Source organism: Streptomyces sp. NPDC002324, assembly GCF_053593335.1.
This window is the reverse complement of the sequence record NZ_JBSFCF010000019.1, coordinates 1-13,451: the sequence shown is the minus strand read 5'-3', so window position 1 is coordinate 13,451 and position 13,451 is coordinate 1. Positions and strand designations below refer to the sequence as shown.

Annotated in this window: 10 protein-coding genes; 4 read left to right on the top strand and 6 right to left on the bottom strand. The window is 71.2% G+C overall.

Going from position 1 to position 13,451, the window contains the following annotated elements; translation table 11 throughout:
* Positions 1–126: 126 nt before the first annotated feature.
* The 4 genes from ACWCRJ_RS23935 to ACWCRJ_RS23920 all read left to right on the top strand — a co-directional run bounded on the left by ACWCRJ_RS23935 (position 127) and on the right by ACWCRJ_RS23920 (position 4,011).
* Positions 127–1,044, top strand: coding sequence for an SDR family NAD(P)-dependent oxidoreductase (locus tag ACWCRJ_RS23935; protein WP_450941191.1), 918 nt, complete (start codon positions 127–129; stop codon positions 1,042–1,044).
* Positions 1,045–1,064: 20 nt separating this feature from the next.
* Entirely contained in the window at positions 1,065–1,940 is an 876-nt protein-coding gene (locus ACWCRJ_RS23930) for an amidohydrolase family protein (protein WP_450941306.1), read from the top strand.
* Positions 1,941–2,016: 76 nt separating this feature from the next.
* Positions 2,017–3,525 (top strand): o-succinylbenzoate--CoA ligase, encoded by a 1,509-nt coding sequence (gene menE / locus ACWCRJ_RS23925; RefSeq protein WP_450941190.1) that lies wholly within the window; start codon positions 2,017–2,019, stop codon positions 3,523–3,525.
* A 30-nt stretch (positions 3,526–3,555) separates the two neighbouring features.
* Positions 3,556–4,011: a MaoC family dehydratase gene (locus tag ACWCRJ_RS23920; protein WP_239758770.1), complete on the top strand. Its 456-nt coding sequence runs from the start codon at positions 3,556–3,558 to the stop codon at positions 4,009–4,011.
* A gap of 70 nt (positions 4,012–4,081) precedes the next feature.
* Here ACWCRJ_RS23920 and ACWCRJ_RS23915 read toward each other — a convergent pair whose 3' ends face one another.
* Genes ACWCRJ_RS23915 through ACWCRJ_RS23890 form a run of 6 tightly spaced genes read right to left on the bottom strand, consistent with a single transcriptional unit; the run spans position 4,082 to position 13,358 of the window.
* Positions 4,082–5,770: a PHP domain-containing protein gene (locus tag ACWCRJ_RS23915; protein WP_450941189.1), complete on the bottom strand. Its 1,689-nt coding sequence runs from the start codon at positions 5,768–5,770 to the stop codon at positions 4,082–4,084.
* A gap of 20 nt (positions 5,771–5,790) precedes the next feature.
* Entirely contained in the window at positions 5,791–7,623 is a 1,833-nt protein-coding gene (locus tag ACWCRJ_RS23910) for a LamG-like jellyroll fold domain-containing protein (protein ID WP_450941188.1), read from the bottom strand.
* 28 nt (positions 7,624–7,651) lie between these two features.
* Complete coding sequence (locus ACWCRJ_RS23905) at positions 7,652–10,609, bottom strand: glycoside hydrolase family 2 TIM barrel-domain containing protein (RefSeq protein ID WP_450941187.1); 2,958 nt, start codon at positions 10,607–10,609, stop codon at positions 7,652–7,654.
* Positions 10,606–11,580 (bottom strand): alkaline phosphatase family protein, encoded by a 975-nt coding sequence (locus ACWCRJ_RS23900; RefSeq protein WP_450941186.1) that lies wholly within the window; start codon positions 11,578–11,580, stop codon positions 10,606–10,608. Before ACWCRJ_RS23900 ends, ACWCRJ_RS23905 begins: the two co-directional genes overlap by 4 nt.
* A gap of 27 nt (positions 11,581–11,607) precedes the next feature.
* Complete coding sequence (locus ACWCRJ_RS23895; RefSeq protein ID WP_450941185.1) at positions 11,608–12,477, bottom strand: carbohydrate ABC transporter permease; 870 nt, start codon at positions 12,475–12,477, stop codon at positions 11,608–11,610.
* Positions 12,474–13,358, bottom strand: coding sequence for a carbohydrate ABC transporter permease (locus ACWCRJ_RS23890; protein ID WP_005484753.1), 885 nt, complete (start codon positions 13,356–13,358; stop codon positions 12,474–12,476). Before ACWCRJ_RS23890 ends, ACWCRJ_RS23895 begins: the two co-directional genes overlap by 4 nt.
* Between the last annotated feature and the right edge of the window lie 93 nt (positions 13,359–13,451).

Sequence of the window (13,451 nt, the reverse complement as noted above, 5' to 3'; positions counted from 1 at the left end):
ACGCAACGCCCGGGGAACAACAACTATTGACGTCAACAACTATTGCTCTTAGCTTCGATCTCGTAGCCGCAGTCGGCGGGCGTTCGTCAGCGTCCGCCGTCGCACCCCACCCGAAGGGATCCCCTCGTGCCCAGCATCGATCTCACCGGCAAGGTCGCCGTCGTCACGGGCAGTGGCCGTGGCCTCGGTCTGGCCTACGCACAGGCCCTCGCCGCCGCCGGCGCCTCCGTCGTCGTCAACGACATCGACGAGGCCGTGGCCGAAGCGGCCGTGAAGTCCCTCACCGAGGCAGGCGGCAAGGCCGTGGCCGAGGTGGTCCCGGTCGGCACGACCGAGGCCGCCGACCGGCTGGTGGGACGCGCGGTGGAGGAGTTCGGGCGACTCGACATCCTGGTCACCAACGCGGGCATCCTGCGCGACAAGGTGCTGTGGAAGATGTCCGACGACGACTTCGACGCGGTGATCACCACCCACCTCAAGGGCACCTTCACCTGCGCCCGCGCCGCCGCGATCCGCATGCGCGAGCAGGGCGAGGGCGGCTCCCTGATCCTCGTCGGCTCCCCGGCCGGCCAGCGCGGCAACTTCGGCCAGACGAACTACGCCGCCGCCAAGGCCGGCATCGCGGCCTTCGCCCGTACCTGGGCGATGGAGCTGGGCCGCGCGAACATCACCGTCAACGCGATCGTCCCGGTCGCCGCCACCGCGATGACCGAGACCATCCCGGTCTTCGCCCCGTACGTCGAGGCGCTGCGCGAGGGCAAGCCGTTCCCGGACTTCCTGCGCAAGGGCGAGGGCTTCGGCACCCCCGAGGACTGCGCGGCCCTGATCCCGTTCCTCGCCTCCGAGGCGGCGCGCGGAGTCACCGGCCAGGCCATCGGCATCGGCGGTGACAAGGTGGCACTCTGGTCGCACCCGCAGGAGATCAAGACGGCGTACGCGAACGGCGGCTGGACCCCCGAGGCCCTGGCCGACGTGTGGCCGACCTCCCTGGGCGCCGAACCGCAGACCGTGGGCGTCCCCGCCCCGAAGATCCCGGAGGCGTGATGACTGCCGCGGAACCCGTCATGAACGTGGACGAGCTGGTCGCGATCGACGTCCACACCCACGCGGAGGTGTCCTCCAAGGGCCACGCCTCCCTGGCCGACGACCTGCACGACGCCTCCTCCGCGTACTTCAAGGTCGAGGGCAAGCGGAAGCCGACCCTGGAGGAGACGGCCGCCTACTACCGCGAGCGGAAGATGGCCGCCGTGATCTTCACGGTCGACGCCGAGTCCGCGACCGGCACCGAGCCCGTCCCCAACGAGGAGGTCGCCGAGGCGGCCGCCGCCAACGCGGACGTGCTGATCCCCTTCGCCTCCATCGACCCCTTCCGCGGCAAGGCGGGCGTGAAGCAGGCCCGGCGGCTGGTCGAGGAGTACGGGGTCAGGGGCTTCAAGTTCCACCCCAGCGTCCAGGGCTTCTTCCCCAACGACCGCGCGGTGGCGTACGCCCTGTACGAGGTCATCGAGGAGACGGGCACGATCGCCCTCTTCCACACCGGCCAGACGGGCATCGGCGCCGGCGTGCCCGGTGGCGGCGGCATCCGCCTGAAGTACTCCAACCCGCTGCACGTCGACGACGTGGCCGCCGACTTCCCGCACCTCAAGATCATTCTCGCGCACCCGTCCTTCCCCTGGCAGGACGAGGCGCTGGCGGTCGCCACGCACAAGCCGGGCGTGCACATCGACCTGTCCGGCTGGTCACCGAAGTACTTCCCGCCGCAGCTCGTGCAGTACGCGAACACCCTGCTCAAGGACAAGGTCCTCTTCGGCTCCGACTACCCCGTCCTCACCCCCGACCGCTGGCTCGCTGACTTCGCGAAGCTGCCGATCAAGGACGAGGTCAGGCCGAAGATCCTGAAGGAGAACGCCGCCCGGCTGCTCGGACTGACGAAGCCATGACCGTGGCCGTCACGACGAAGCCATGACGAGACCGTGAGGGACACCCCCATGTGCAACGACGGACAGGGGCACAGACATGCGCAATGAGGGACTGGGATCGTGGCCCGCCCGCCGTGCCCGCAAGACCCCCCAGCGCACCGCGCTGATCCACGGCGACACGAGCCTCACCTACAAAGAGCTGTTCGAGCGCACCACGCGCCTCGCCCACGCCCTGCGCGCCTCCGGCGTGCGCCGCGGCGACCGTGTCGCCTACCTGGGGCCCAACCACCCCTCGTACCTGGAGACGCTGTTCGCCGCCGGCACCCTCGGCGCGGTCTTCGTCCCGCTCAACACCCGCCTCGCGGGCCCCGAGATCGCCTACCAGCTGGCGGACTCCGGGGCCAAGGCACTGGTGTACGGGCCCGCTTTCACCGGGCTCGTCGCCGGACTGCCCGGCGACGGCACCGACGTGCGGACGTTCCTGGAGACCGGCGCGGAGTACGAGGCGCTCCTCGCCGGGGCCGAGTCCGAGCCGATCGACCAGCCCGTCACCGCCGACGACACCTGCATCATCATGTACACCTCGGGGACGACGGGCCGCCCCAAGGGCGCGATGCTCACCCACGGCAACATCATCTGGAACGCCGTCAACGTGCTCGTCGACCAGGACGTCATCACCGACGAACGCGCCCTGGTCTCCGCCCCGTTGTTCCACACGGCCGGGCTGAACATGCTCACCCTGCCCGTGCTGCTCAAGGGCGGCACCTGCGTCCTGGTCGAGTCCTTCGACCCGGACGCCACCTTCGACCTGATCGAACGCCACCGGATCACGTTCATGTTCGGCGTGCCGACCATGTTCGACCAGATCGCCCGGCACCCGCGCTGGGCCGACGCCGACCTGTCGTCGCTCAGGATGCTGTCCTGCGGCGGTTCCCCGGTACCGACCCCGCTCATCGCCCGCTTCCAGGAGCGCGGACTCACCTTCCTCCAGGGCTACGGCATGACGGAGGCGGCCCCCGGCACGCTCTTCCTCGACGCCGAGCACGCCGTCAGCAAGGCGGGCTCGGCGGGTGTGCCGCACTTCTTCAGCGATGTGCGGGTCGTACGGCCGGACATGACGCCGGTCGACATCGACGAGCCCGGCGAGGTCGTGGTCCGCGGACCGCACGTCATGCCCGGCTACTGGGGCCTGCCCGAGGAGACGGCCGCCGTCTTCGCCGACGGCTGGTTCCGCAGCGGGGACGCCGCCCGCGTCGACGAGGACGGCTACGTCTTCATCGTCGACCGCATCAAGGACATGATCATCTCCGGCGGCGAGAACATCTACCCCGCCGAGATCGAGGACCAGCTCCTCGCCCACCCCGACATCGTCGAGTGCGCGGTCATCGGCATCCCCGACGACAAGTGGGGCGAGGTGCCGCGCGCGGTCGTCGTGCCGCGCGAGGGCTGCGTCCTGGACGCCGACGAGGTACTGGCCTCCCTGGCCGGGCGGCTCGCCAAGTACAAGATCCCGAAGTCGGTGGTGATCGCGGACGAACTTCCGCGCACCGCCTCCGGGAAGCTCCTCAAGGCCCGGGTGCGCAAGCGCTACGGGACCGACTCCTAGACGCACCGACTCCCAGACAAGGAACGCCCCATGAGCATCACCGTGAACGGCATCGACGAGCTGAAGAAGCTCGCGGGCAGCGACCTCGGCACCAGCGAGTGGATCGAGGTCACCCAGGAGCGCATCGACACCTTCGCCGACGCGACCGGGGACCACCAGTGGATCCACGTCGACCCCGAGAAGGCGGCCGAGGGCCCCTTCGGCGCGCCGATCGCCCACGGCTACCTGACCCTGTCGCTGTTCATCCCGCTGTTCACCGAACTGCTGGACGTCGAGGGTGTGTCGACGAAGGTCAACTACGGTCTGAACAAGGTGCGGTTCCCCTCGCCGGTCAAGGTGGGGTCCAAGATCCGCCTCGTCGGCAAGCTGGCGTCGGTGGAGGACGTGCCGGGCGGCGTCCAGATCACCGTCGACGGCACGATCGAGATCGAGGGGGCGCCGAAGCCGGCGGCCGTGCTGCAGAGCCTGTCCAGGTTCTACGCGTAGGGCGTCGTGGGGAACCGTGGGACCGTCGTGGCGGTCGCGCGGTTCCCCACGCCCTGTCAGGCCCTGGTGTTCACCGTATGTCCACGAACACCGGGTTGGAGTAGAACCACGTGTCCTCCCACGGGTTCCCGTCGCCCGGCGCGTGCGGGATCGGGCCGTGCGGGTCCACGGACGCTCCCAGGTAACCGGCCCCGTTGCGCCTGCCGTCGCTGCCCCGCAGGCGGAGGTAGAAGGACTCGTCCCCGGCCGTGACCGGGATGCGCAGGGTGTACGTGCCCTTGCGGCCGCTGACGTCCTTCGTGTGGACGACCTTGGTGGCGGGGGCCTGCCAGGCGTCCCGGTCGGTCACCGGGCCGAGCACCGCGCCCCGGATGACGTCGACATGGGCCAACTCGGGCAGCATTCCCTGGGAGTTGGGGCGCGAGGCGGTCGTCACCGTCACCTCCAGGGTGAGCTTCTCGCCCTTGCGGACCCGCAGCCGGCCACCCAGGGTGACGCCCCGGCCGGGGCTGCGGTCGCGCTTCACCCGGACGTCGAGGCCGTCGAGCAGGTGGCCGTGGTCGACCCAGACGCGGCCCTCGCGCAGGCCCCTCATCACCGCGCGGTACCCGTAGCGGGTCACGCCCACGTGGGTGCGGCTGAACTGGCCGGGCCAGAAGTCGCTGCCGGGCTGCGGGGCGTCGGTGTTCACCGGGTCGGGCAGCTTGCCCGTGTTGTCGAAGTTCTGTCCGGCCGGCCAGTCGCCGTTCCGCCAGGTGTCGAAGACGATCCGGTGGGCGTCGGAGTTGGTGGTGACCGAGAACAGCCTGCCCTCGGCCAGCATGGCGTCCCAGAGGCCGCCCACGGTCGCCGTCGCCCAGTCGAAACCGCCGTACGTGAGGAACGCCTGCGCCGGGTAACCGGGCCAGGACTGGGCCGACGGCTTGTTCTCGTACTCGCCGCGTATCGAGGTGGCCCCCCGCCAGCCGGGGATCGCCGCGCCCTGGGCGCCCGGCGCGCCCTCCATGCCGATCATGATCTCGGGCGCCGCGTCCCGCCAGTTGCGCAGCTCGTGCGGAGAGTCGATGCCGAGGCGCAACGGGTGGTTGGCGAGGACCAGCACGTCGTCCACGTAGCCGGAACGGCGTTGTTCGGCGAGCCACTTGATCGCGTTCACCGCGTGCGCCTCGTTGCGGGCGGTGTCCGTGCCGCCCGCGGAACCGTCCGTGTAGTTCAGCAGCTTGCCGTCGTAGGCGCGCTCGAAGCGGGTGAGGAGGTCGACCTCGTGCCGGCCGGGCGTCGTGAAGACCGTGCAGTGCTCGGCGGCCGGGATGTACCACTCCAGACCCTGGAAGATCAGCTGCCGGGGATTCTCGGCCCGTGCCTCGAGGATCTCCTGGTGCTCCAGCGCGGCCCCGAAGTCGGCGTGCCCGAAGTTGGAGTGCTCGGTGAACACCATCCAGTCGAGGCCGTACTTCGCGCCCGCGGCGGCCAGTTGGGAGAACGTGTACTTGGCGTCGTGGCTGTAGACGGTGTGGATGTGGTGGTCGCCGACGAGGTAGGCGAGGCGCGGGTCCTCGCCGCCGTAGGGGCGGGACGCGGCGGAGGCCGGTGCCGCCAGGGCGCCCGTGGAACCCATCGCGAAGGCGGCGCCGAACAGGCCCGCGCCGCGCAGGAGCCCGCGGCGCGACACCCCCTGTGCGTCGAGGTCGGCGGCGGAGACGGACGGATCGGCCCAGGTGGGCAGCTGCTGCTCGGGTGTGGCGGACAGGTCGGACATGATCGGTGTTCCTTCGCGTCTCAGTGGTTCATGAACGACTCGACGGGCAGCGCCCGTTCGACGATGCGGACGTCACCGAGACGCCCGTGCAGGATCTGGTCGATCTTCCCGGCGTACTCGTAGCCGCCGAGGATCCACGGCAGTCCGACCGAGGTCAGCCCGACGGCCCTCGCCTTCGGGTTGCGCACGACCGGGCAGCCCTGCACGTAGAGCGTGGTGCGCTTCCCGTCGTTGACGATTCCGAGGTGCCACCACGTCTCCAGCGGGGTCTCCTGCCCCCAGTTGGTCGCGATGCCCTGCTGGTTGAGCGGGCGCACCGCCCACTGCGGCTCCCGGTCGTTCGACAGCGACAGCGTGGCCAGCGGCTCGTCGGGGTCGTCGGCGGTCTTGCCCGCCGCGCCGCCCGTGCCGGTCCGGCCGAGGAGGCCGGCCCAGGCGTGGTTCGAGGGGTTCCAGTCGGCTGGCAGGCGGTAGAACGCCTCGATGGTGTAACCGTCCTTGAACGTCTTGGAGTTCAGCGGCGCTCCGTCGACCGTCCGCAGATACGCGCCCTTCAGCGGGGGCTTGCCGCCGTGGAACTCCAGACTGCCGTGGCCGGGCTGGTCGGGGTGGTGGTCGGCGGACCAGGTGAGCGTGCCGCCGCCCACGGTGACCAGAGCGAGGTCGTTGCCGTGGCCCGAGCGGTCACGGACCGTGCCGCCGACGGCCGCTCCGTCCTCCTGCCCGTCGAAGCGCCAGTACGCGACCGTGCCGGGCACCAGCATCCGCGCGACCGGACGCGACGGACGCGCGGGCATGGGCGCGAAGCCGGCGAACCGCTCGTCGAAGTCGATCTCGACCGTGAACCGGTCGGCGTCGCCGGTGAGTTCGCTCTCCTGCCGCTCCAGCTCGTTGAGCCCCTCGGCGGCCCGGCCCAGGATCCACGGGGAGACCGTCTCCACGTCGATGGTGTTGCGGTCGAGGTCGAAACGGTAGAGACGGATCATCGCCGCGCCGCCGAAGTACCGGTTCTGGTAGTTCGTGAGATGCAGATGGACATCGTTGTCAGCGGTGTTCTTCCGCGTCGCGCGCGCCGCCGGCCAGTAGTGCCCGTTGAGGGTGAGGAAGATCTGGTCGTGGTCCTTGACCAGCCGGTCCCACAGCGTCTGCCCGTACGGGGAGAGGGAGTCGTCCCCGTCGACCAGCTCGTGCGTGGTGAGGACCACCGGGGTCCTCGGGTGCCGGGCCAGGACGTCCTTCGCCCAGGCGACCCCCTTCGCGGACAGCCGCCAGTCCAGGGCGAGCACCATCCACTCCCGGCCGCCCGCCTCGAACAGGTGGAAGGAGTTGTAGCCGTCCGGCGAGGCCCCGCCGAAGGTGGGCCGGCCCTCGAAGCGGTCCGGCCCGAACTCGTCGAGGTACGGGGTCGGACCCCGCTGGTCGTCGGTGGAGGAGCGCACGTCGTGGTTGCCCGCGAGGACGCTGTAGCCGACGCCCTGGCGGTCGAGCAGCCGGAACGCGCCGCCGATCGCCGCGGTCTCCTGCGCGGTGCCGTTCTGGGTGAGGTCGCCGAGGTGGGACAGGAACACGATGTTCTCCTCCTCACCGTGCTCCAGGAGGTACTTCAGGGACGCCTCCACGGGCTTTTCGTCGATGCTCGGTCCGTCGAAGAGGTACTGGGTGTCGGGCATGACGGCGAGCGTGAAGCGGCGGCTTCCGGGGTCGGGCTTCGGGCGCCGGGGCGCCGCCTGTGCCGTGGCGGTGGGCAGCGCGACGGTCGCGGCCGCGCCCAGCAGGGCCGTGGCACGCAGGAAGTTGCGTCTGCCCGAGTGGGCGTGGGCAGACTCCTGCCCCGGTTCGTGCGAGATGCACACAGTGACTCCGTGGAAGAGGGTTCGTGGGTCAGAGCGCCCGCAACGTCCACGACCAGCGGTGGACGCCCGGCGGGACGAGGTAGGCGGGCGAGGTGTCCGGACCGCAGGAGGCGGTGCCGAGGCCCCGGTGCGCCGCGTCGATGTGGACCACGCAGCCCGGCCGGGGTGTCAGTTCGTCGTGGTGCGCGGCGGCCACCAGGTCCCTCGCGCGGTGTCGGGTGACCGAGACCTGCCGGGGGCCGTCGAGCCGTACCGACAGGGCGTGGCCACCGCCGGAGAGCGTGAAGTGCCGGACACCGTGCCGGCCTCCGCTCTCCTGCGGACGCAGATAGGGGGTGAACAGCGCGTCCACGGGGGCGACGTGGTGTCCGACGGGCGCTCCGGCCGCCCGGTCCGGGTAGCTCTCCCAGGGGCCCTGCCCGTACCAGGCGAGCTGGTCGAAACCGTCCTCGGTCTCGAACACCGTGCCGACGCGGGCCACGTCCGTCAGCTCCTCGGGCAGCACCGCCGTCTCCTCCACGAGGACCCGGCCGTCCACCAGCGCCGTGCACGCCTGCTCGTGCTCGACGACCCCGGCGCCCGTCGCCCAGCGGGACCGCACCCGCACGGTGGACCCCTTGCGCTCCACGGCGACCAGCTCGCGCTCGGCGCGGTCCAGCCCCCATGCGCGCCAGCGCTCGGCCATGCCGCCGAGGACGTCGTTGTCGGTCGGGGCCCGCCACAGGCTCAGGACCGGCGGGGAGGCCAGCAGCGGGTGCAGCAGCAGCCCCGCCTCGTCCGTCTCCGGCGGGGGGACGTGCCCCGGGTCCTCCTCGGCGCCCACCACCGGCTCGCCCTCCTCCGCCGGGTACCAGCGGACCTGCGGGCAGCACACCTCGGTGCCGCGCGAGGCCCAGGGCTCGTCGGCGGCCGTCGTCACCCGCAGGGTCAGCCAGATCTCGCCGGCCCCGCCCGCCGGCTCGGGCCGGTCGATCACCGCCGAGCCGCCGGGCGGTACGTCCGGCAGCTGGGCCGGCAGAGTCCAGGTGCCGCCGTCGGCCGCCGCGAACTCCCACTCGGCGGCCAGCCACGACAGGTCGCGGAAGTGCTGCCGGTTGTGCACCCGCAGCACCCGCCAGGTGCCCTCGCCCTCCACGGACAGCCGCACCGGGGCGGCGATCTCCCGGTGTTCGAACATCACCGGTTTGGGCGTGCGGTCGGGGAAGACCACCCCGTCGGCGATGAAGGCGCCGTCGTGGATCGTCTCGCCGAAGTCACCGCCGTAGGCCCAGCGCAGGCCGGGTCCGGCGACGCCGTTCTCGTACAGCCCGGCGCCCCCACGCCCGGCCGGTCGTCCGTCGTTCACACGCTGGAGGATGCCGTGGTCCCAGAACTCCCAGATGAACCCGCCCTGAAGACCTGGTGTGGCCTCGATGGCCGCCCACGTGTCGGCGAGGGTGCCGTTGCTGTTGCCCATGGCGTGCGAGTACTCGCACTGGATCAGCGGCCTGGTCTGCTCGCCCGACAGCGCGTGCGCCACACAGTCCTCGATGGGCGCGTACATCGGGCAGGCGATGTCGGAGGCGTCGTCCGTCGCCGCCCAGTCCAGCTTGGCCGCCCCCTCGTACTGCACCGGCCGCGTCGGGTCGTGCCGCCGCAGCCAGCCCGCCGCCGCGTCGTGGTTGGCGCCGTAGTCGGACTCGTTGCCCAGCGACCAGACGATCACCGACGGGTGGTTCCGGTCCCGCAGGACCATCCGGGAGACGCGGTCCACGAAGGCGTTCAGATAGCGCGGGTCGTCGGCGATCTCATGGGCGTGGTCGTGGGACTCGATGTCCGCCTCGTCCACGACGTAGAAGCCGAGTTCGTCCGTGAGGTCGTACAGCGCCGGGTCGCCCGGACAGTGGGAGGTGCGGATCGCGTTGAACCCGAACCGCTTCAGCGTCAGCAGGTCCGCGCGCATGTCCTCGTACGACACCGTCCGCCCCGTCAGCGGATGGAAGTCGTGCCGGTTCACGCCCCGGATGTAGACGCGCTCCCCGTTGACCAACAGGTCCCGGCCGCTGATCTCGACGTCGCGGAAGCCGACCCGGTGGTGGGAGGTGTCGGCGACCGTGCCGTCCGCGCGGTGCAGCCGGACGGTGAGGCCGTACAGCTCGGGGGTCTCGGCGGTCCAGGTCCGTACGCCGGGGACGACCGTGCCCATGCGGGCCTCGCCGAGGAAGTCGGAGACCCGGTCGTCCTCCGCGTTGCACCGGTCGAACTCCCGGTCCTGCGCCAGCTCCCGGCCGTCCAGCTCCCCGCTGACGTACCACCCGGCGGGCAGCGCGCCTGTCCCCGTCCCCGCCGCCGAGCGCACCCGGCAGTCCACCCGCAGTTCCCCGTCGCGGCTCGCCCGCACGCCCACGTCCGCGAGATACAGCGGATCGGTGGCGTACAGCAGCACCGGGCGGGTGATCCCGCCGAGCCACCACTGGTCCTGGTCCTCGATGTGCGAGGCGTCGGACCACTTCACCACCGTGAGCCGCACGGTGGCCCGCCGGCCGGGCCGGACCAGTGCGGACAGGTCGAACTCGGTGGCCAGGTGGGAGTCCTTGGAGAGACCTGCCGGCCGCCCGTCGACATGGACGAGCAGCACGCTCTCGGCCGCCCCGACGTGCAGGACGATCCGGCGTCCGGCCCAGTCGGCGGGTATGTCGACCTCCCGCTCGTACACACCGGTCGGGTTCTCGGGCGGCGAGTCGGGCGGGAACTGAGGCCACGGCATACGGACGTTGGTGTACTGCGGCGGGTCCTCCGCCGCGTGGAGCGCCCAGGAGCCGGGGAGTTCGGCCGAGGACCAGCCGGGGCCGGGCTCCCGGTCGGGCGAGGGCAGCAGCTGGAACCGCCACCGGCCGTCGAGCGACAGGGCCCGGTCGCGCCGGTCGACGGCGTTCATGGGCAGCCGCCGCCAGGAGGTCACCTCGGGGGCTTCCCAGGGGCGCAGGGCGAAGAGTGCGTCGGTCATGACCGTTCCGGAGTAGGGGGCGAGGAGGGGGAGGCGGCCGGCCGGGGCAGGACACGGCCCCGCAGGCCCCAGGCGGGGTCGACGGGGATGCCGAGCCGGTCCAGGGCGGTGGGGGCGAGGTCGACGAGGCGTGGCGAGTCCATCCGGGTACCCGCGGGCGTACCGGGCTCGGCGAGGACCACGAACACCTCCCGCTCGGCGCGGGTGTCGCCGCCGTGGCCGCCGGTGTCGAGGTGCCCGTGGTCGGTGGTGACCAGGACCGTCCAGCGCTCGTCCGCGCGGCGGGTGTCGCGGCGGCGGGCCGCGATCGCGTCGAGCAGCCGACCGAGGTGGGCGTCCTGGGCGAGCAGCGCGCGGTCGTACGCGGGACCGAGGGGGCCCGCCGAGTGGCCGGCCTCGTCGGTGGCGCCGAAGTACACGAACAGGGCGTCCGCGTCGTCCTGCGTGATCCACCGCTCGGCGGTGTCGGCCACGAGGCGGTCCGCGTCCTCGTATCCGTCCGACTCGCCGTCGTGCACCACGCGCCTGCCGACGGCCGGGCCGAGGGCGCCCCGGCGCACCAGCTCCGGCCAGGACACCACGGCCGCCGTACGCAGGCCGGGCCGCGCGGTGGCGGCACGGCTGAGGAAGTCGGGGTGGCGGGCGTAGTCGGCGCCGGCGAAGTCGTTGCCGGTCACGCCGTGCCGGTCGGGCCACACCCCGGTCAGCACGCTGGACCAGCCGGGTCCGGAGTCGGTGTAGGCCATGCTGGTGGACGGTCCGCCTTCGGCCTGGCCGTCCACCTCGCCGTAGGGCAGCAGGCTGCTGCCGTGGGCGCCCGCGGCCATCAGGCCGTGCAGCACGGGCGCCGTGGCCGGCGGGCGGGACGGGCCCGCCGGGGGCCGGGGCAGCCGGTCGTAGCGCAGCCCGTCCATCCCCACCACGAGCACCTTGCCGCGTCCCTGCCGCCCGGCGCCGTCGGCGTCCGCCATCTCGCACCTTCCTCGGGAGCGGTCGGTTCAGCTGCCCTGTACGGCGCCCTCGGTGGCGCCCGCGATGAACCCGCGCGCGAAGATCGCGAAGACGGCGACCAGCGGGAGGGACGCCATCAGGACCCCGGCCATGACCATGCTGTAGTCGGTGTTGTGGCCGACGTTGAGCTGGGCCAGCTCCACCTGGAGCGTGACGTGCTGCGGGTCGGTGAGCACGATCAGGGGCCAGACGTAGTCGTTCCAGGCACCGACGAAGGCGTAGATGGCGAGGAAGGACATCGCGGGCTTGATCATCGGCAGCGCGACGTTCCAGTACTGCCGGAAGAAGCCGGCGCCGTCGATGCGCGCCGCGTCGAGCAGCTCGTCGGGCACACCGGTCTCGATGTACTGGCGGAGCCAGAAGATGCCGAAGGCGTTGGACAGGGCGGGCCAGACCAGTGCCTTGAGCATGCCGACCCAGCCCAGCTCGGACATCAGGATGAACTGCGGCAGGACGGCCAGCTGGAGCGGCAGCATCATGAACACCAGCAGCGTGCCGAAGAGGAGCCTGCGCCCGGGGAACTCGAACTTGGCGAAGGCGAAGGCCGCCAGGGAGTCGACGAACAGCACCAGCACCGTGGTGACGGCCGCGACGACGACCGTGTTGAGCATCGACCCGAAGAAGTCGACCGTGTGGAGCACACCCCGGATGTTCTCCAGCAGATGGGAGCCGAAGGTCAGCTTCGGCGGGCTCTTGTAGATGTCACGGGTGGTGTTGGTCGCCATCACGATCGTCCACACGAAGGGGAAGACCGAGATCAGGACGGCGACGCCGAGGAAGACGTGCGCGGACAGGCCCCTGGGGCGGCTGATCCGCTTCGCGGCCGTGGCCGGCCGTGGCGTGGCGGCTGTCGTCATGACTTCCTCCCTCGTTGCACGATCCGCCAGTTGACGACGACGAGCACGATGATCAGGACGAAGAAGGCCCACACGATGGCCGCGCCGTAGCCGTAGTCGTTGTCGAGGAAGGCCGACTGGTAGAAGTACAGCAGCGTGGTCAGGCCCGCCTGGCCCGGTCCGCCGAGGTTCTGGTTGGCGGCGTTGCTGGCGAAGAGGACCTGGGGTTCGCTGAAGCTCTGCAGACCGTTGATGGTCGAGATGACGACGGTGAACAGGATGATCGGCCGCAGGATCGGGATGGTGATCTGGAAGAACGTACGGATCGGCCCGGCGCCGTCCATCCGGGCGGCCTCGTAGACCGACTGCGGGATGGCCTGGAGGCCGGCCAGATAGATGATCATGTTGTAGCCGGTCCACATCCACGTCATCAGCAGCGCGATGACCACCTTGATCAGCCACGGGTCGCTCAGCCACGGCACGGGCGAGATGCCGACCACGCCCAGGATCGCGTTGACCAGACCGAAGTCATTGCTGAACACCGCGCCGAAGAAGATCGCCACGGCGACGATCGACGTCACGTTCGGCACGTACAGGGCGATGCGGTAGAAGCCCTTGAAGCGGCGCACCGAGTGCAGCAGCGTCGCCAGCACCAGGGCGCCGAAGAGGGTGGGCACGGTGGACAGCACCCAGATCGCCAGGGTGTTGCGGATCGACAGCCAGAAGACCGGGTCGCTCCACAGGAACTCGAACTGCTGCAGCCCCACGAACTGCTTGGTGCCCAGGCCGTCGTAGCGCTGGAAGGACAGATACAGCGAGTACAGGACGGGGACGAAGGAGAAGGACAGGAAGATCAGGTAGAAGGGTGAGATCGCCAGGTACTGCCGCCAGTACGACAGCACCCCGCGACGTGCGGGCCGCGCCGCGCCCGCGGGCGGGGTGCGCCGCGGGCGGAAGCGGGCCGGGCCCCGGGCGCCCCGGGGGCCCGGCCCCGG